The sequence below is a fragment of the Paraburkholderia sejongensis genome, assembly GCF_020880815.1.
Classification (GTDB): domain Bacteria; phylum Pseudomonadota; class Gammaproteobacteria; order Burkholderiales; family Burkholderiaceae; genus Paraburkholderia; species Paraburkholderia sejongensis.
In genome coordinates, this window is the sequence record NZ_JAJITD010000023.1 from 1 (window position 1) to 20,406 (window position 20,406).

A 20,406-nucleotide genomic window follows, 5' to 3' on the forward strand; every position below is an offset into this window, starting at 1 on the left:
CAGATCATCAACCAGCATGGCGATGCAAGTTAACATCGCCATGCCCCGTTTACAACTACTTTGCGCGGGAAACAAAAATGCCGTTCAGTCGCTTAACTGAACGGCATTACGGCTCGAGGCCGGGTTTGTTAGTCTTGTTACGTCTCTATGCACACTTTTCCAAGTCAGACCGTGCAATCTCGATAGTTTTCAGAAACTCTGCAAGACTGAACTTCATTCTCACACTCTCTGGCAAGACATACAGATCAGCCAGGAACTCGATTTCCATCGAGTCATTTCCACCTTCTTTGTCTAAAACGCAGAGCCGCTGACCGTTGAAGCTTATCTCGGCCATAAGGTGTTCGTGATCCATGTCACTAACGAAGTCGATACTAAATCCAGTCATTCGATTCACCTTATTTCCTCGGATCCAAGAAGCCAGAGAACGAACCGTCGGCATTAAACCTTATCCCCTGTCCATTGGGCAAACGGAATTCAACACCTCCACGCGAAAGGTTCGTCTGCGTTGTAGACGGGTCGTTTAAGACCTGGTTCACAAACTCGCTTGCTGCAGCATTCTTATCCGTAATAGAGCCCGTAAGTGGTTCAAATGTGCCGCCGGGACGGCCAGCATGTTTGTCCCACGCTCTCGCAGCAGCCGACAGACCAGAATCGTTAATCGGTTGATTCGCTGCATTTTGTAGGTCGCTGGTATTGGTCGTACCGGCGCTCCCGTTTGAGCCCTGCGCATTGCCATTATCTCCGCCACTGCTCAACGTCGCATTACCGGGCTCATACCCCGGCGTTCCCGGCGTCGCAATAGCAGGCATCGTTACACAACCCGCATTGGGGGTGCAAATCATCGTTGGCGGGGTGACCACGGCCCCGCCCGTGGCTGGCGGATTGCCGTTGTCGTTCGCCTGCACCAACGGATTCGGATCGGCCGGAGGATTCTGAGCCGAAGGCGACGGAAAGATGCTGTTCAGTGCATGGTTCACCGCACCAAGCGGATCTGTCGTCGTGGACACGAGCGCATCGCCCAGACGATCCAGGAAGTCGCTGCCCGTGCCGCCCTTGCCATCGCCATTGCCGGTGCTGCGGTTATACAGGTCCGCATTCGACGCCGTGAACGCTCCCGCGCTGCCTCCAACCAGAGCGCCGCCCATGCCGGCCAGCACGTTCGACGCCACATTGCCCAGCGTCATCGAGCCCGTGCTGTCGCCAATCGAATCAGCCAAGCTGTTCAGCTTGCCCGCAAACGCTGACGATACCCCGGCACCCGCTGCACCGCCGACTGTACTGAACACACTGCCGCCGCCCAGCCCGCCCATCAACGCTCCGCCTGCAACGTGCAGCCCCACGCGATTCGTCCCACCCTCATCCCATGCATCAGCGGTCGCCTGATCACCCGACGCCAGCGCCACATTCCGCTTCACGTCCGCATACGCCCCAATCCCTTGCGCCACAACCTGACCCGCCGCCTGCGCGGCTGCCATGGTGTCAGCCTGTTGCGACAACAGATTATTCACGTCCGGCGTAGCCGACACCGTGCCATTGGTGTTGGACGTATCACGACTCAGGCCCGCCACGTCCTGCGTCTGCGCAGCCCCATTCGTGATATTGATCGCGCCCCCACCAATCGCGCTTCGCGTCGTCGCACTCTCGTCGCCGTTTTCGTTCTGCGACATCATCGGCACCACGCCACCGGAGCCGCCGACCGAGCCGGGGCCGGTTGCCTTGCCTGTGCTGCCGACGCCTCCACCCACGCTGACACCATTACTCGTCGCACTGTAGTGCGACCGGTTCTCGATATCGCTAAAGGTAAGCGTGCCGGTCGTCAGCGAATTCTCAGAAGCATCCGCATCACTGGCAATCACCGCCCCCTTCAGATCGGTATTGCCATTGACGTTGATATCGAACCCGCCATCTCCCGCATAAATACCCGCCTGCTCCTTGACCTGCGCATAGTCCGAATCCGCATGGCCATTCTGCGCACTGAAACTCGCGCTCCCACCACCCTGGCTGATACTGAATCCGCCGCCCGCGCTGCTCTGATGCGCGGCGCTCGCCGTCGTATCCTGCACGCTTGCGATGTTCAGATTGCCACCGACATTCGCCGTCACCGTCCCGCCCGCGACATCCGAACCGATGATATTCGTGTCGCGGCCCGAAACCATCGCAACGCTATTCGTGCCCGTAATATGCGAGTTGTTCTGGATCGCCGCGTCGCTGTTCGCATCTCCATGCGCGTTCGACATCGACGCGGAGACGCCAAAGCCATTCGTACCGTACGACACGCCAACGCTCGCACTCGATGAGGAATTCGAACTACGTGTGGAATCGGTATCCGTCGTGTTGACGATGTTCACCTGGTTCTTCGCGGCAAGCAGCACATCGTTCGCATTGACGTTCGAGCCGGCAATGGTCATGTTGCCGCTGGCCGCCGTGCCGTCGCCGGTCGCGACGAACGTTGCCGCGCCGCCCGCTGTCGAGCCCGATCCCTGCTGAGTGGCCTGGACTTCCGACGAGTTGCTCCTGCTCTGGCTCGATCCGACGCTGAACTGCACCGCAATGCTGGGGTTCTGTCCGGCCAGTGCACCACCCGTCACGCCGGCAACCGCAATCCCCGCATTGCCTGCCGCAGCGATCGCATGCAGCGCCGCCGCGCGATCGTTGCCGCTGTTCGCGCTGTCGCGGGTAGCCTGGGTCTGCTGGATTGCACTGTTGATCGCATCGCCGACGCTACCCGACAGAGCGAGAGTCACGCCGCTCTTGTGCGTCTCCTGAGTCTCGGCCATCTGGTAGCGGTTCGTCGCGGCATCGATCGTTACGTTCGCAGCGGTGCCCGTGACGTCCTTCCCCGCCACCATGTCGCTGCCCGTTACATGCAGGTCGTTACCCGCGCTGATGCTCAGGTTGCCGTCGAGCGACCCGACCGTGCTCGCGTTGTTCGTCACCTGCGAGGTCTGCGTCGTCTGCTTCAGCGACGCGCTGCCAATCGAGAACCCGATTCCGCCGCTCGACATCAATCCCGACTGATGCTTTTCGTAGCTCGTCGACGTATTCTCCATGTCCTGCGACGTCGTGATGTTCACGTCATGCGCGGCGCTCAATGCCACGTCGTTCGTGCCGACGATCGTACTGCCCGTCACGTTGAGATCGTGGCCGCTCGCAATCGTCACGCCGTCAGCGGAAACCGTGCTGCCGAGAGACTGTGTGATGGTCGAGTCGCTCGAACTGGCGATCTGCGTGCTGCTCAGCACGCCGCTGTGACTGTGCGTCTCCTGCGAGTTGGCGACCTGCGTCGCAGTGGCGGCGCCGATATTCACGTCGCCCGCCGCCTGCAGGTTCGCATTGCCCTGATCGAGCAGGATTGCGCTGCCCGTCACGTTGATATCCTTGCCCGACAGCACGTTCAGCGTGTCGCCGCTGGTCAGCACCGTGCCGCTCAGCGATTCGCCCGACGCATGCGACGACTCGGCATAGCTGCCGTGACGGTCGCTGCCGGCGCTGCTGCTGTCGACGGTCGAGGTCGTCTTCGCGGCCTGCAGCATCACGTCGCCCATCGCGGCGATCGTGCCGCCGCCACCGAGACTGATGTCGGCGCCGGTCGCGGTCAGGTTGCCGCCCACGCCGATCTGCGATACGCCGCCGACCTTCACGGAACTGCCGGTCGCGCTGTTGATATTCGTGTTCGACACGCCGTTCGCGCGCTCGACCACCTTGTGTTCTCCGGTCTGTACCGTACCGATGTCGTAGTTGCCGCCGACGGCCATCCCAAGGTTGCCGCCGACATTCAGGTTCGCACCGTTCTGCTCGAAGTTGCCGCCGGTCACGATCGCCGCATCGCCGGCGACGTTCACGCTCGCAACGGGGCCGAGCGTCGTCGTGGTCCGGGTCGCGCCCGTCGCGCTGACCTGATCGAGCGTATTGGTCGCCGTGTTCAGCAGCACGTTGCCGCCCGCGTTCAGCGCGAGGCTACCCGCCTTCACGGTCGCCGACGTCAGGTTCACATCCCCCTCCGTCCTGAGCGCCATCACCCCACCGCTCTGCAACATACCAAACGTATTGTCGATGGCCTTACCATCGATCGTCAGCGAATTGCCCGCCTGCAGCGTGCCGCTGTTCGAGAAGCTCTGCGCGTTGCGCAGATCGATGTCGGTCGCCGCGATCAGCGGTCCATTCATGTTCTGCTGGCTGGCCTGTGCGAGATAGACGACCGGCACCAGCACCGACTGTCCGTCGACCACCTGGGTCTGCATGATGACCACGTTGCTGGTGAGCGCGGCCACCTGCTCCGCCGACAGCCCCATGCCCAGCGGCAGATTCAGCGACTGCGCGAGCGACGCGCCGGCGGCCAGCAGCGCTTCGTACATCGCCTGCGTGTCGGTGTAGGGGCCGAGTACCGCCTTGCCCGTCAGCGACGTAATTTCGTTCTGCACGAGCTGCTGCTCGTACATGCCGTCGCCGAGACGCTTTTCCACCGACTGCGGGTTCAGGCCGAGCTGCTGGAGGTAGTAGTCGCTCGACAGGAACGTCTTCGCGCTCGTGAAGGCCGGGTTCGATTCGATCAGGTACGTTGCGCCCGGCGCCGTGGCCGGCCTGAACAGGCCGCCCTGCGGGATCGACAGATTGCTCAGCACGTTCACCGCGGTCGCGCGCGCAATGGCCGGATCGATCTGCGCCGCGCCGCCGTCGACCGCGCCGACGCTCACGCCCGTCGCCGGCTGGCTGGGCGCAAGACCGAACGACGGCAGCCCCGCATTGCCCGCGGTGTTCTCGATGTTCACGCCGGTGCCCGCGAGCGTGCCGCCGGCCACGAAAGTCGATTCGTAGCTGGGCAGTGCGTAGGTGCGAATATCGGCCGGCGCCGCCTGCGTGTAGCCGCCCGGCTTCGACGTTATGAACCCGGCGTCGCCGAACGGCAATTGCCAGTTGTGCTCGGTGTTGTCGTAATTGTTGTAGTGATACTGGCCGGAGTAGGTGACCTGCACACCCGGTGCCAGCTGCCCGCGCCAGCTATCCTGATCGAGCGTCACCGGCGCGGCGATGTCGCCGGCCGCCGCGACCGCGCTCCAGTAATTGCGGAACAGGACTACTGACGATGTATCGAGGTTGCCGCCCGCGATGACCTGCGCCTGCGGGCTGATCCCCGTCACGAGGTTGCCGAGCGCGACGCCCGTGTAGGTCGTGTACTGGTACGTGCTGTTCCACTGGCCGCCGTGAGGCGGATCGGTCGGCACGCCGCCGATCACCGACGGATCGCCCGTCGAACCGAGCACCTGCGGATTGCCCGGACCGCATGCCGCCATGTAGGTCGCGGTACAGCCCGACATGCTGATGCCGAGCTGATCCAGCAGCGCGGGATCGACCGTCCCGGTGTACGCCCCATGGGTCGTCATCACGCGCCGCGTGTTCGTGATCTGGTTCGCGTGCAGCGCCATGTCGCCCGCGGTCTGGATCAGCGCCGATACGTTATCGATCAGGTTCGCGTTGGTGTAGTTGCCGTTCGCGTCCTTGCCGCCCGCGAGCACGACCTTGCCAAGGCCGAAGATCGCGGTGCTGGCCTGCGTATCGGTGGCCGTGGTGTCGTCGCGGTTCTCGATGGCGGGCGCGAGCAGTTCGAGCGTGCCGGTGCTGTCGGTTGCGCCGATCAGCGCGGTCGCCCCGACGTTCGCAATGCGGCTCGTGGCATTCAGCGACACGCTGCCGCCGACGATTGCGCCCGTGTTTTCCAGCGTATTCGAGTGGGTGGAGAGCGTGCCGCCCGCCATCATCGCGCCGCTGTTGGCGATATCGTTCGCGTCGACGGTCAGGTTGTTGACCGCCTGTAGCAACGCGGAATTGCTGAACGTGCCGGGCAACGTAAAGCCGAGGTCGTGACCGGCGTTGAACTGCAGATCCGGTGTCGGTGCGAAATCGCCCTGAACGGTCACCGCGACATCGTTGGCGGCCGAGTAAGCGCCGCCGCCCAACAGTGTGCTGGCGGAGATGTCGAGGTCATGCGCCGCCCCGATCTGGCCGTTCGTGTTCGTGACCGCGCCCGTCGCCGCAATCGCGACATCGCCGCCCGAACCGGTAAAGGTGCCGATTGTGCCCGCTGTGTTATCGAGCGTAGCGGTGTGGACTGCAACAGTCGCGCCGCTGACCCGGCCGCCATTGGTATTCGAAATCGCCGATGCGGCCAGCGTCACGTTGCCGTTGCCCGCGATCTGGCCGCCGCTGTCGACGATCCGCTGCCGCCCTGCACGGTCGTGTCGCCCGAACCATAGTTGCCGATCACGCCGTTCGTGTTGTCGATCGCCGCCGCCTGAAGCGAAAGCGTGCTGGTGTCACCCGCCGCGCCCGTCCCTGCCAGGATCTGGCCGTTCGTATTGCTGAGCGTGCCGCCGCTTGCGAGCGCAATCGTCGCGAGCGACCGCACCTGTCCGTGCGCGTTGTTCACGTCGCCGGCAATGCTCGCGGCAATCGCCCGTTGCGCGGCCAGCGTGCCGGCCTGGTTGTTCAGGCTCGCGGCCTGCATTGCCAGCTGACCCGCCGTCAACACCGTGCCGCCCGCATTCGAGAAAGAGCCCGAACCATTGGCCGGATCGATCGTGAGGGTGCCCGTGCCCGCGTGCGTGATAGTGCCTACGTCGTTGACGAGCGTGGCCGGCGCCAGCGTCAGGTCCGTGCCGTTTGTCTGGATCGTGCCGCCTGCCGAATTGTCGAGCAGGCCGGAGACGGCGACGTTCATCGCTGCGGTTCCCGTCTGCGTGATCGTGCCGGCATGGTTGACGAGGTTGGTCGCGTTGAGCGATAGTTGCGCCGCCTCGGTGACGCCCCCGCTGTTGTCGAGAGTCGCGGCGCTCAATGTCGCCGCCTCGCCTGCAACGAGGGTGCCGCCGTTGTTCGTCAGTTGCGTGCCGGCGTTGACCGTCGCGTTGCCCGCTGTCTGGAGCGCACCGCCGCTGTTGTCGATCGACTGCGCGTCGAGCTGGAGGTCGGTCTGCGCGACCACCGCGCCGTGGTTGGCGATGCTGCCGGCCTGCAGCGTCACCGCGCCCTCACCGCCGATCACGCCGCCCTGCGCACCGGTTGCGGTCGTGCCGGCCGCATTGGTCAACGCGCCCGTGGTCGTGACCGTCAGGCCGTCGCCGTTCAGGGACGTAATGCGCCCCGCCGTATTGTCGAGCGATGCCCCCGCCACCGACATCGCCGCAGCGCTCTCCATCGTCCCCTGGCTGTTCGCGATGACGCCTGCGCGCACCTGCATCGCGCCGCCCGACACGAGCGCACCGCTCCCGTTCGACACGCTGCCTGCATCGAGCGCGATGCCGCTACCCGCGTTGAGCGTTGCGTGGTCATTGATGAGCGCGCCGGCTGCATGAGCGTTCAACACGCCACCGACACTCGTCGCCGCACCGGTGAGGTTCACATCGCCCGACTGTGCTGTCAGCGACAGGTTGCCGTTCGCCGCCGTCTCGCTGCCGGCGAGATTTACTCCGTTGCCGGCGAGCGTCGCGTTGCCGCCGGCAACGTTTTCTCCGCTCGCGTTGAGCTGGCCGGTGGTCGACACACTGAGGTCGCCGGAGTTGGCGACCGTGCCGTCGTTGTTGACACCGGCGCCCAGGACTCCGGTCGAGTCAAGCGACCCGGCGGTGATGGTGGTGCTCTGTTGCGCGGCCAGCGTGCCGCTATTCGCCAGCGCGCCGGTCGTCGCGATCGAGGTCGACTGCTGCGCGTAGACGGTACCGCTGTTCGCCACGCTTGCCGCGTCGATCGCGAGATTGCCGCTTGCGGTCATCCTGCCCGACTGGACGAGCTGTCCCGACGTGGTCAACGTCAGATCGCCGGCCTGCGCGGCGATCGTGCCGGCATTCGCGACCCCGACGCCGTACTCATTGCCCACCAGAACGATACGGTTCGCGTACATCCCGCCGAGCTGCGCGACATCGATCGACACACCGGGCGCCGCGCCATTGCCTGCGATCGGCGTCGCCTTCAGCGTCGCGTAATCGACATGATTCGCGCCGGCCACGACGTTCAGCGTATTCGCACGGATCGCGGCATTCGCCTTCACCGCGCGCGCAATCAAATCCACCTGGTCGATATTCGACGCATTGAATTCCGCTCCCTGAACCGTGATCGTGCCGCCGGTAACGTCGAAGCCGGTGAGATTGCCATTCGCATCGATCAGCGGATTGCCGGTCGTCAGAATGCCGCGCGTGGTGTTGATGAAACCGCCGCCGTCGACCACGATGCCCGCGCTGTTGGACAGCACGACGCCCGCTTTCTGTCCGGCGACCTCGACATAGCCGCGCAGCAACGACGGGTTATTGCTGTTGACCTGATTGACGATCAGCTTCGCGGCATCGTTTGCGCCGAAATTCTTATTGCCCGATATCTGTCCCGCGAGTTCGGTGTGCGTATTAACGGGCGAGTTATTGAGAATTGCGCCGCCGGATGACACGTCGAACTGCGAATACGTGTTGAGCGATACGCCGGCGCGCGACGGCTTCGTGATATTCACCTGCGGCAGGCCATTGGCCGTATCCATGACGTTCGGCGCGTGCGCACCGGACGGCACGATCTGCGCATTCGAGAAAGCGGGAGCGAATCCGGCGAGTATCAGCGCGGCGAATGCCGTGTGACGCATCGAGAACAGCGTGACCGGAGACCGCGAGGGCGATGGGTGGTTTTCGCCCTGACCTGGGTTGCCGTGGGAAATGGCGGTTTCTGCAACAGCGACCAGCATACCCCGGCATCGGCTGAAAACCAGCCTGAACATCTTGGTATTCATTCTGCGTAGCGTAATTATTAATGCGCCAGAAAATACCTTATGCCACCGTTCCGGGTGTGTTAACTATTGCAAAGTTCATGCAAAAGCGGAAATCGAAACTGGAAATGAGACTTGTCCGATGGGTGATAAGCGCTAATAAATGCGGATGCTGCGTACAAACGAATAAACGTCTGTTCCCCGCCGTGCAATTGATAAGGCGGCATTAGCCGCTTCCGTTCGCGCACTGGCATTGATTCAGCTAAAAAAATCGGAGCATGGGGCTCCTTGATATCAATCGGCAGATGTGGCGGTCGCGACGTGCATCCGGTGCTGCCAGTGCGGACGACCCGGGCCGGACGGAACCGGTTACAGGCTGCAGCACGGATTAGCGACCTTGCTTATCTTCCACATACCATCGATCTGGCGCAAAAACACGACGACGCTTTTTCGTCTGTCGGCCGAACCAAACGTAACGGCAACGAGCGCTGTGTCATCCAGCATGATCGCCGGTTCTACCACGGTGTGAGCAAGCCAGTCCTCGGCGTAGTAGTTCTTGACTTTGGTGAAGTAATCAACCTCGCCCGGTAGCGCCCTGTGCAGGTAAAGCTCTCTCAGTCGCTCAACCGTCTCTCCAGAGACATATCGCCGTATTTCCTTGTCCATCAGTGGATATATCTGATCGTCGGTATCACGCTCGATAAACCAACCGTAGAACGCTTTAACAACCGCTTCCGGTGGTGCCGGTTGAAATGTGGTTTGCGCGAGCGACGGCTGACAGAAAAGCAGGCCCGCAACAATGGACAGCACCGAACAGAAGCCGGCGGAATTCAGACGCTTCATATGCGTACAACCTTAACGAAAAAACCTGTGAGAGGATGGGAGAAGTCCAATCCGGCGTGACCGGAAAGCGCCTCTACACGACGTGACGAATAGACCCATACGAACGGGATTACGGCCCGCCGCGGGGATCGATGACTTTCGTGATCCGCCAGTTGCTGTCGATTTTGCGCAGAATCACGACGGCACTTGTCCTCATACCACCGGTTCCGAACGTGACCGCAACGAGGGCTCCATCGGCAAGCATGAGCGCCGGATGCACTATCGTATGTGCAAGCCAGTTTCTTTCATCGACGTCCTGCGCTTTGGTAAAGTAGTTCGCGTCGCCGGGCAACGCGTCATTTAGATACAGCTCTCTCAATTGCTCTACTGTTGCCGGATTGACGTAGCGCATGATTTCTTTATCCATGACTGGATCGCCGTGAATTTTCTCAATGCGCGGTATAAACCATTCGCAAACGATTTGACGGTCGCCTCAGGTGTTGCATATTGCTGTGTTGGATTAGCGACTGTCACCTGACATAACGCCAAAGTCATGCCGATCAGCAACGCCGAGAAAGAAGTTTTAAGCGTTCGTTGTTTCATGATCATCTTTCAGTCGTGCCGATAAAACCTGATCCCGCCACGCTCGATCGCCCGACGAACGTAAGCCGCGCAATTTGAATCACTATGCGCTCGCGCGTTCGATCGGAGATATGCCACGGCTGAGATCTTGTCCCATTCCATCGGGTTTCTCCTCCATGAAAAAATTGGAGGGTAATGGCATTTATAAGTATCCCGAAATCAATTCGACAATAACCTCCCGTTCCGTTGATCTAGGTCAAAAAATAGAGGTTTCCGCATTTCGAGACAGCAACCCTTACCTGCCGCGCACCTTCACGCGAGAAGCCGAAAGCAATCGCAGACGGACCCATATCACACGCGCCCCCTCAAATCACCGGAATATTCAACAACCGATCCCGCATCAACGCCACGCTATCCTTGTCGAGCAGCTCCACCACATAGTTCGCATCACTGACATAACCGACAAACCGCCGATCGACCACCCCCGCCGCGGCCAGCGCCTCCAGCGGTTCGTCCGCCGCAATCGCACACGACTTCACGACGACCAGCCGCTCCGCGTTGAGCATCGTCGACAGCCAGGCCGCGAGGCTGTCCGAGGTCGTGTCCCAGTTGCTCATCGCATCGGGGGTGTCGCGCATCAACGCGGTCGGCACCCACACGGCAACGTGGCCGTCGCGCAACGTGCGGCGAATCTTCGCCTCGCTCGACGCCAGCACCAGTTCCGGCGACACCCCCTGCATCAGCAGCGCGTATTGCGTCATTGCGAGCAGACACATGTTGTGCGCGGCGAGGTCGTCGAATTGCCATTCGCCCTGGTACTGCCGCACCTTGTCCGCGAAATCGCCGCCTCCCGGCACGATGACCACGCGCCCTCCGCCGACTTCGCACAATTCGCCGAGCCAATCGCGCAGCGCCGGGTCGTGACTCAGACTGCCTCCGATCTTGATCACCCACATGGCTGTTTTCCTCGCGTCCAGTCGTATGCCCAGTTGGGTTCCGTCATGTTGATCCCGCGTTCGACGCCGAACCTGCCCCCGCGCGTACCGCCCCGCCGCCGGCCGCGCGCTCGCGCTCACTCTCCTGCTCCCGCTCCTGCTTTTAGATCGCCCACCCCCTCCCCGCCGACCGCTACTCGCGCGCCGCCAACAAGGCCACCGCCACACTCGGCGCACAGGTCGCCGCCCACCCGGCGCACACGTCCGGCACCCCCGCCAGCGCGCCAAAGTCGAGATAGTCACGCGCGTCGTCGCGCGCCAACGCGGCAACCAGAAAGCGCCCGCAGCCGGCCCCCACCAGCGGCGCTGTCGCGAGCGCCGGATGCGCGGCCACGACATTCGCCAGATTCCTGCCGATCTCGCGCAACTGCAATTCGCGCCAGCGCTGTGCGAAACACAGCCAGTGTGCGTCCGCTGCTTCGTGCGCGTCGCGGCCGATCATCCGCGCGATGCGCGCACGACTGCCCGCCGGCGTCTTCGGCCCCTGGTCGGCGCTCGGATACGCGTCGTGCAGCGGCTCGAGTTCGCCGGTCAGCCGGTAGACGTCGGCGGTCGTCGCGAACCATTCGTTCATCACGTTGACCGTCGCGCCGTCGAATTCGATGCGATGCGCGACCCCGCACAACGGCGTGCGCACCACGCCGTGATAAACGAGCTCGCCGGTCGCGAGGCGGCCGGCATCGGTCGATGCGCGCGCGGCAACCCGTCCGGCGACGATCGGAATGATGTCGGTGGTGGTGCTGCCGATGTCGATCAACACTGCGTCCGCGACGCGCGTCGCGAGCCAGTTCGCGGTGGCCAGCCAGTTCGCCGACGCGACGTGACGCCAGCCGGCCGCGCACGCGTCGGCGGCGAGCCAGCCGGCGTCGCCCGCATAGAAGCGCAACGACGCATGCGACGCGAAATCGGGACGCGCGCCGAGCCGCCGCGCGAGTGTCGCGACGATCGCGCGTACCCCTTCGGCGCGGTCGGCGAACAGGTCGACCATCTCGCCGGTCATCGTCACCGCGTGACGCGCATCGGCGGTATGAGCCTGCGGCCAGCGCTCGAACACGAGATCGATCGTGCGTTCCAGATGATCGAGTCCCTGCCACAGCGGACACGCCCATTGCGCGACGTCGTGCACCGCGCCGCGAGCATCGGCCAGCGACACCTTCACATGCGCGCCGCCGACGTCCCAGCCGAATAGCGCCGCGGCGGTGTTTGAAGAGGATTGCGCGGAACTCAAGACCGCACCTGGGCGAACGACGGCATGGGCCGCGACTGCGACTGTGGCTCCGACTGCAATTGCCCCCCCGTCCCAGCGGAGCGCTCGACACGCACCCCATGCGCGGCCAGCAACGCACGCGTAAGCTCGCCGCCGCGCGCGGCGCTGAGCCCCGCATACGCGACAGTCACGCGCGGGTTCACTTCGATCACGACCGGCCCGCGCTGCGGATGCCACACCACATCGATACCGACGAAACCGCGCAGCCCAGGAATCGCACCGGCGACCTGTTGCGCGAGCGCATCGAGCGTGCGGCCGCGCTCGCTGCGCAGCTCGATCTGATCGACCAGCACGCCGTCGAATTCGACGATCCGGTGAGCGCTATCGTCGTCGCCGCTCAAACCGATCTGCTGGCGGTTAATGCTGATGAGTTCGCAAGCGCCGCCGTCGCCGCAGATCAGCGACAGACTCAACGGCTCGCCATCGACCCATGCCTGCAACACCGGATTGCGCGCCGCCGCCGCGCGGGCGTGATATTCGGCGCACGCATCGGCATAGCGGTCGAACACGATGGTGTCGAGCCCGCCGGCGCCGTCGTCGGGTTTGACGACCCAGCGGCCTTTTTGCAGTGCAAATGAATCGCGCGCGCCGGCCATGTCGCCCGCATCGCTCGAATCGCCCGCCTCGCTCAAATCAACCGCCTCCAGCGCCGGCGTCACCGCAATCCCACAAGCGGCCAACCGCGCAGCCGTCGCGCTCTTACTGGAAGTCACGCGAATCGCCTCCTTCGCGCAACCGAGCCAGCGCGCCGCGCCCACCGCATCGTAAAAGCGCAGCAGCAAGCCATCGCATTCCGGCGCGACGATCCACGCGTAGTCGTGCTCACGCGCCGCGCGCGCGACAAAAGCCGTGATCGATTCGCCGGGCGCCGCCCTACAATGAGCGTCGCCCGCGGCGGGCGTCTCGAAGCGCGAGGTCGCGTAGGTGACCTGAACGTCATCGACCGCACGCAGACCGGCCACCAGTGCGTCGCGCATCACCCGTCCTTCGACGATCAGCGCGCTCAGATCGGCCAGGCTGCCCGGCCCGGCGAGGCCGGGGTCGATGCCGCCGCCGGTGAGATACTCGTACACCAAGATCTTGGTCAAAGGACGCGCCCCTATGCAGGTGATACCGGTTCTCGATCTTCTCGACGGCCACGTCGTGCGCGCGGTGCGCGGCGAACGGAACGCGTACCGCCCGATCCAGTCGCGCCTTACCGCGGCCAGCGAGCCGCTCGCCATCGCCCGCGCGCTGCTCGACGCGAGCGGCGCGCGCACCCTCTATATCGCCGACCTCGGCGCGATCCTGCGGCGCGGCGCGCATCTGGCGACGCTCGCCGAGCTGCGCACCGCACTGCCGGCCGTCGAACTCTGGCTCGACGCCGGCTTCACCGACTACGCATCGATGCGCACGCTGCTCGCGCAACTCGACGCGCCCGCCGCCCACTCCAACCTCGCACCGCTGGTGCCGGTGTTCGGCACCGAATCGCTGCACGACATCGAGGCCGTGCGCGCGGCGCAAACCGCTGGCCTCGCGCCGATCCTGTCGCTCGACCAGCGCGCCGGCCAACCGCTGGCCGCCGCCGGACTCGACCGCTCGCCGGCCCTGTGGCCGTCGCGCGTGATCGCAATGACGCTCGATCAGGTCGGCAGCTACGCCGGCCCCGATCTGGCAAGCGTCGAACGCATCCGCGCGCAGGCACCGGCACGCACCATCGTGATCGGCGCGGGCGGCATCCGCGATCGCGACGATCTGGCCGCCGCGGCAAGCAGCGGCGCGAGCGCGTGGCTCGTCGCATCGGCGCTGCACGACCTTCAGATCGACTGCACGCACCGCGCTTCGGCGTAGCCCACCATACAATTTCCATGCCACGCGATCGGCACTCGGGGGATGTCAGGAAACAACAGGCTGGTGCTCTTTCTCGTGACACTCTGCTCCAGAACGGCACACAAGCTGTGCGGCGCAGCGGCTAGAGGACAGTCGCCTGCGTAGCGAATCCGGCGCAAGACCGGCGAACCCGCGTGCGCGGCGAACTCCGAAAAGCAACGCCGCACGACCGTGCGCAGAGATTCGCGGCGCGTCGCGTTGCGGCGCGCTTAGGGATTCGAAACAAATCGGCATGGACCTTGCTGAAAGTGCGCGATGCACCTCTCGCCCAACGATCCGTCGACCGCCAGCACAAACGCCCCGGACAGTCCCGGCGCGCGCGCCGCAACGATCACACGCGACTGGGTCTGCCCGTTCTGCCCGCTGCTATGCGATGACCTGAACGCCGCCGTCTCCAGCGACGGCTCGCTGGCTGTGCAGGACACCGAATGTTCGCGGCTTGCGCAGGCGCTCGCGCATTACGGCGCGGCGGACGCGCAGTGCGCGAGCCTGATCGACGGCAACGACGCATCGCTCGATAACGCGCTGGAGCACGCCGCGCAGCGACTCGCGAACGCGCGCCGTCCGCTGTTCGGCGGTCTCGCGACCGATGTCGGCGGAACCCGCGCGCTCTATCCGCTCGCCGCCGCGTGCGGCGCGATCCTCGATCACCAGCACGGCGATGCGCTGACGCCCGCGACGCTCGCGCTCCAGGACCGCGGCGCGTTTTTCACGACGCTGTCGGAAGTACGCTCGCGTGCGGATCTGCTGGTGTTTTTCGGTTGCCAGCCGGCGCAACGCTATCCGCGCTTTTTCACGCGGACGCTGGCGGGCGGCGAAATCGAGATCGCGCGCGAGCTGGTGTTCGTCGGCGGCGCGGCGGACCCGGCGGCCGATGGGTTCGCGCAGGCACGCGTCGAAACGCTGCTGCCGGACGCCGATCCGTACGACTTGCTGGCGCTGTGGTCGGCGCTCGCCGAAGGGCGCGACGCCGCCGCGCTGCACGGCAACGGAAACGGCAACGCCGGAAGCGAAGCAAACAGCGTGGCCGAAGCGCTCGCCGCGCTGCACGCCCGCATCCTGTCCGCCCGCTACACGGTCGTGGTCTACGAGCCCGCCGCGCTACCCGCCCCCCACGCGGCGCTGCTGATCGAAGCACTGCACCGCATCGTCAAAGCCGCGAACCGCACGACGCGCGCGGCCTGTCTCGCGCTCGGCGGCGACGACGGCGCGTTGTCGGTCAATCAGACCGTGACCTGGCTCGCCGGTCTGCCGCTGCGCACGCGCGTCGCGACGCCCGCGCGGATGGCCGGCACGCCGCCGCTCGATCACGACCCGTACCGCTACCGTACCGCCCGATTGCTCGCCGAGCGCGAAGTCGACGCGCTGCTGTGGATCGCGAGCTTCGCGCCGCACGCGTGGCCCGAAGCGCTCGACCCGGCGCTGCCGCTGATCGTGCTCGGTCACCCGGCGCTCGCGCCGGCCGCGCAGGCGCGCGGCGCGAACACCGTGTTCATCCCCGCGGCGACGCCGGGCATCGACAGCGACGGCCATCTGTTCCGCGTCGACAGCTCGGTGGTGCTGCCGCTGACCGCCGCGCGCGGCGCGCCGCTGGAATCGGTCGCATCGGTGGCCGCGAAGCTGACGACGAAGCTGAACGCGAAGCTCGCCGCGAGCCTGACCACGCAGCCCACCACCCGCGAGGCCTCGCGATGAGCATCGTCCGACTCAAAGGCGGCACGCTGTTCGACCCGGTGCACAACGTGAACGGCGAGCGCCGCGACCTGGTGTTCCGCGACGGCCGCATCGTCGACGCCGATGCGTACACGCCGGTCGATCGCGAATACGACGCGACCGGAATGATCGTGATGGCGGGCGGCATCGATATGCATTCGCATATCGGCGGCGGCAAGACTAATCTGTCGCGCCTGCTGCTGCCCGAAGACCATCGCGCCGACCCGGTACGCGACCCCGCGTACGAAGCGGTGCGGGACGACGCTGGCCGCTATCTGCGCCTGCCGTCGTGCGGCGTGTGCACGCCGGGCACGCTCGCGACCGGCTACCGCTACGCCGAAATGGGCTACACGGCCGCGTTCGAACCGGCGATGATGCCGTCCAACGCGCGCCACACCCACCTCGAAATGGGCGACACGCCGATCATCGATCACGGCGCCTACGTGATGCTCGGCAACGACGAAATGTTCCTGCAGATGCTGGCCGCGCGCGACGACTTCGAACGTCTGCGCGATTACGTCGGCTGGACCATCCATGCGAGCAAGGCGCTCGGCGTGAAGGTGGTGAATCCCGGCGGGATCTCCGCGTTCAAGTTCAACCAGCGCTCGCTGGACGTGGACGAGCCGCACGCACACTACGGGATCACCCCGCGCGACGTGCTGCACACGCTGACCCGCGCGCTGACCGAGCTGCGCGTGCCGCATCCGCTGCACGTGCACGCGAGTAACCTGGGCGTGCCAGGCAATATCGTCTCGACGCTCGCGACGATGGACGCCGCCGACGGCCTGCCGGTCCACCTGACTCACATCCAGTTTCACAGCTACGGCGTCGAGGGGCCGCGCAAGTTTTCGTCGGGCGCGCGGCAGATCGCCGAGGCGCTCAACGCGCGGCCGAACGTGTCGATCGACGTCGGCCAGATCATCTTCGGACAGACCGTCACGGCCTCGGGTGACACGATGATGCAGTTCCGCAACACCCCGCTCGCGCGGCCGCACAAGTGGGTGGTCGGCGATATCGAGTGCGACGCGGGCTGCGGCGTGGTGCCGTTCCGGTATCGCGAGCAGAGCTATGTGAATGCGCTGCAATGGATCATCGGGCTGGAGATTTTCCTGCTGGTCGACGACCCGTGGCGCGTCGCGATGACCACCGATCACCCGAACGGCGGCCCGTTCACCAGCTATCCGCATCTGATCCGCCTGCTGATGGACAAGTCGTTTCGCGACGAACAGCTCGCGAGGCTCCACCCGGAAGCGCCGGTCGCGAGCGCGCTGCCCGAACTGACGCGCGAATTCTCGCTGTACGAGATCGCGATCATCACGCGCGCCGGTCCCGCGCGGCTGCTCGGTCTGCGCGACCGCGGCCACCTGGGCGCCGGCGCGGCGGCCGACATCGCCGTGTATCGCGACGAACCCGACCGCGAGCGGATGTTCACGTCGCCCGCGTATGTGTTCAAGGATGGCGAGCTCGTCGCGCGCGACGGCACGCTGGTCGCGACGCCGACCGGCGGAATTCATTTCGTCACGCCGCAGTTCGATCGCGGCATCGAGAAAACGGTGCGCGCGTATACCGACGCGAAGCTCGCGAACAACTTCGCGCACGCCGCGATCAGCGACGACGAAGCGTGCCGCTGTTGCCGCGGCGGCCGGCTGTTGCCGGTCGAATGCCTGGCCCACGGATGAGCGGCTGAACAGCTATGCCACCGGCCCACCCCACGAACCCGACCCACGCGCGACCACGATGAACGCCCCGGCCCCGCTCGAGATCAACGGCACCACGATCGACGCGACCTTCGCGGAAGCCTTCCCGATGAAGGCGACCCGGCTCGTGATCACCGCGCATTCGCCGACCTGGGCGATGCACGCGGCGAATTCGCTGGCGGGCTTCGCGACGTCGGTGATCGGCTGCGGCTGCGAGGCGGGCATCGAGCGCCAGTTGAGCGGCGACGAAACCCCGGACGGCCGGCCCGGCGTCGCGGTGCTGCTGTTCGCGGTGTCGTCGAAGGAGCTTGCGAAGCAGATCGGCCGACGGGTCGGCCAGTGCGTGCTGACCTGCCCGAGCACCGCGGTGTTCGGCGGCATCGATCCGTCCGCGAGCCGCGCGCCGCTGTCGGACGCGGCGCCGCTCGGCAGCGGGCTGCGTTTTTTCGGCGACGGCTACCAGATCGCGAAGATGATCGGCAGCACGCGCTACTGGCGGGTGCCGGTGATGGACGGCGAATTCGTCTGCGAGGACACCGCGCAGACGGTCAAGGCGGTCGGCGGCGGCAACCTGCTGCTGCTCGCGCGCGACCTCGACGCCGCGCTCGCCGCGACCGAGGCGGCGGTCGCCGCGATGCGCCGGCTGCCGAACGTGATCATGCCGTTTCCGGGCGGCATCGTTCGTTCGGGGTCCAAAGTGGGTTCGAAGTACGCGGGCGCGACCGCGTCGACCAACGACGCGTTCTGCCCGAGCCTGATCGGTCTGTCGCCGCGCAGCGAATTGAGCGCGGAGGTCGGCTGCGTGCTGGAGATCGTGATCGACGGGCTGACCGACGCGGATGTCGGCGCGGCGATGACGGCCGGCATTGCGGCGGCCTGCGAATTCGGCCGCGCGGCCGGGATGCTGCGCATTTCGGCCGGCAATTACGGCGGCAAGCTCGGGCCGTATCACTTCCATTTGCACGAGTTGGCGGCGGGGCTCGGCGGGAGAGGCGCATGAGCGCGAGCGCGAATACGGGTGCAGGCGCAGGCATCAGCACAGGCGTCCCGGCCGATACGATAGTGCTGCGCGTGAAAAACGCGCCCGGCTTTCGCGTCGATGCCGCCGCGCTGCGGCCGGCTGCGCTGGCCGCGCTGAGCGTCGCCGAGATCGAACGCGTCGTGCTGCCGGGCGGCAACGAGCGCTGCGTGGTCGGCGATGTGTTCGAGGTGCTGCGCGGCGCGGCGGCGGCGAATTTTGCGTCGGCGGGCTCGGCGGATTCCACTGCCTCCGCGGCCTCGGCCGGCACCGCGAGTGCCGCCCCCGGCCCCGACCTGGCCACCCTGATCATCGACGGCGCCGGCCGCTGGCTCGACCGCGTCGGCGCCGAAATGGACGGCGGCCGGCTGGTGATCCGCGGTGCGGCCGGCGACTACAGCGGCTTCAGAATGAGCGGCGGCGTGCTGCAGATCGACGGCGACGCCGGCCACTTCACCGGCTGCGAAATGCGCGGCGGCCGCTTGACGGTGCGCGGCGACAGCGGCGATTTCGTGGCCGGCGCACTGCCCGGCGACATGGAAGGAATGACCGGCGGCACGCTGACGATCCACGGCAACGCGGGCGCGCGCGTCGCTGACCGGATGCGCCGCGGCCTCGTGCTGGTCGGCGGCAACGCGGGCGACTTCGCGGCGTCGCGGCTGGTGGCCGGCACGGTCGGCGTGGCCGGCCGGCTTGGCGCGCACTATGCATATGGAATGAGGCGCGGCACCCTGTTGCTCGCGCAACCGCCGGCGCCGCTGCCGCCGCCGACCTTCAGCGGCGGCGGTCGCGGATTCGACGTATTCTGGTCGTTGCTCGTGCGCAGTCTGGCCGCTGAAATCGCGCCGTTTTCGCAGTGGCGCGCGGACCGGTTGCCGGCCCGCTACACGGGCGACCTCGCGGTCGGCGGCTGCGGCGAAATCCTGTGCGCCGGATAGCGCCGCATGTCCGGCCCATCGGTAATAAGCGGGAACAAGCGGGTAACAGGCAGCAACGAGCGACAGCACGCGGCAGCGACCGTCAGCAACAGGAGTTCGACGCAGGACACCCGGACCACCAAGGAGACAGCCATGACGACAGCGAACTCTCCGGACACGCAGCGCCGCCTCGACGCGAACGCCGCCGCGAACCCGCGCGCGGCCTCGAACGCGGGCGCGCAGCGCTATGCCGGCCCGCTGATCGCGCTGCACTGGCTGATCGCGCTCGGCATCATCGGCCTGCTCGCGCTCGGGCTCTATATGGTCGGCCTGCCAAAGGGTCTGCCGGTCAAAGCGACGCTGATCAATCTGCACAAGTCGCTCGGCCTCACGGTTTTCCTGCTGGTGCTTCTGCGCATCGTCGCGAAGGGGGTCCTTCACCGGCCGCCGCTTCCGCCGATGCCACCGTGGCAACGCGCCGCCGCGCGCATCACGCAGGTTCTTTTATACGTCAGCATGGTGGCGATGCCGCTCGCCGGCTATCTGGGTTCGTCGTTCAATCGCTACGGCACGCGCTTCTGGGGCATCCCGCTGCCGAAGTGGGGCTGGGACGATCCGCAGCTGCGCGAACTGTTCTTCGGATTCCATACGGTATTCGCGTGGCTGCTGATCGCGCTGATCGTGCTGCACGTGGCCGGCGCACTCAAGCATCAGTGGATCGATCGCGACAACCTGCTCGCGAGGATGCTGCCATGACGCCGCCGCGCTCCCGCCGGGCCGCCGCCGCTT

General features: G+C 65.6%; 11 protein-coding genes and 1 pseudogene. 6 read left to right on the forward strand and 6 right to left on the reverse strand.

The window, feature by feature from the left end:
• Window positions 1–1,079 precede the first annotated feature (1,079 nt).
• The 6 genes and pseudogenes from LJ656_RS30930 to LJ656_RS30955 form a co-directional block, all read right to left on the reverse strand.
• Window positions 1,080–8,761: pseudogene (locus LJ656_RS30930) on the reverse strand (two-partner secretion domain-containing protein); the annotation flags it as partial.
• Window positions 8,762–9,106: 345 nt separating this feature from the next.
• Complete coding sequence (locus tag LJ656_RS30935) at window positions 9,107–9,580, reverse strand: DUF3828 domain-containing protein (RefSeq protein ID WP_230513271.1); 474 nt, start codon at window positions 9,578–9,580, stop codon at window positions 9,107–9,109.
• 109 nt (window positions 9,581–9,689) lie between these two features.
• Window positions 9,690–9,986 (reverse strand): DUF3828 domain-containing protein, encoded by a 297-nt coding sequence (locus tag LJ656_RS30940; protein WP_230513272.1) that lies wholly within the window; start codon window positions 9,984–9,986, stop codon window positions 9,690–9,692.
• 520 nt (window positions 9,987–10,506) lie between these two features.
• Entirely contained in the window at window positions 10,507–11,097 is a 591-nt protein-coding gene (locus LJ656_RS30945; protein WP_230513273.1) for an amino acid kinase family protein, read from the reverse strand.
• Between the two features lie 172 nt (window positions 11,098–11,269).
• The gene (locus LJ656_RS30950) at window positions 11,270–12,364 is read right to left on the reverse strand and encodes a hydantoinase/oxoprolinase family protein (protein WP_230513274.1); all 1,095 of its coding nucleotides are present in this window, start codon (window positions 12,362–12,364) and stop codon (window positions 11,270–11,272) included.
• On the reverse strand, window positions 12,361–13,491 hold the full coding sequence (locus LJ656_RS30955; protein ID WP_230513275.1) for an ATP-grasp domain-containing protein: 1,131 nt from the start codon (window positions 13,489–13,491) through the stop codon (window positions 12,361–12,363). The genes LJ656_RS30950 and LJ656_RS30955 overlap by 4 nt, the downstream gene beginning before the upstream one ends.
• Before the next feature lie 13 nt (window positions 13,492–13,504).
• Here LJ656_RS30955 and LJ656_RS30960 point away from each other — a divergent pair, with 13 nt between their 5' ends.
• The 6 genes from LJ656_RS30960 to LJ656_RS30985 all read left to right on the forward strand — a co-directional run bounded on the left by LJ656_RS30960 (window position 13,505) and on the right by LJ656_RS30985 (window position 20,373).
• Window positions 13,505–14,233 carry a HisA/HisF-related TIM barrel protein gene (locus tag LJ656_RS30960; RefSeq protein WP_230513276.1) on the forward strand — a complete coding sequence of 243 codons (729 nt, stop codon included), beginning with the start codon at window positions 13,505–13,507 and terminating at the stop codon, window positions 14,231–14,233.
• A gap of 294 nt (window positions 14,234–14,527) precedes the next feature.
• Complete coding sequence (locus LJ656_RS30965; RefSeq protein WP_230513277.1) at window positions 14,528–15,967, forward strand: molybdopterin-binding domain-containing protein; 1,440 nt, start codon at window positions 14,528–14,530, stop codon at window positions 15,965–15,967.
• Complete coding sequence (locus LJ656_RS30970) at window positions 15,964–17,664, forward strand: formylmethanofuran dehydrogenase subunit A (RefSeq protein ID WP_230513278.1); 1,701 nt, start codon at window positions 15,964–15,966, stop codon at window positions 17,662–17,664. Before LJ656_RS30965 ends, LJ656_RS30970 begins: the two co-directional genes overlap by 4 nt.
• Window positions 17,665–17,722: 58 nt before the next feature.
• Complete coding sequence (gene fhcD / locus LJ656_RS30975; RefSeq protein ID WP_230513279.1) at window positions 17,723–18,682, forward strand: formylmethanofuran--tetrahydromethanopterin N-formyltransferase; 960 nt, start codon at window positions 17,723–17,725, stop codon at window positions 18,680–18,682.
• Entirely contained in the window at window positions 18,679–19,638 is a 960-nt protein-coding gene (locus LJ656_RS30980) for a formylmethanofuran dehydrogenase subunit C (protein WP_230513280.1), read from the forward strand. Before fhcD ends, LJ656_RS30980 begins: the two co-directional genes overlap by 4 nt.
• A 132-nt stretch (window positions 19,639–19,770) precedes the next feature.
• A complete protein-coding gene (locus LJ656_RS30985) occupies window positions 19,771–20,373 on the forward strand; it encodes a cytochrome b (protein ID WP_230513281.1) in 603 nt (200 codons plus the stop codon).
• The last annotated feature ends 33 nt before the right edge of the window (window positions 20,374–20,406 follow it).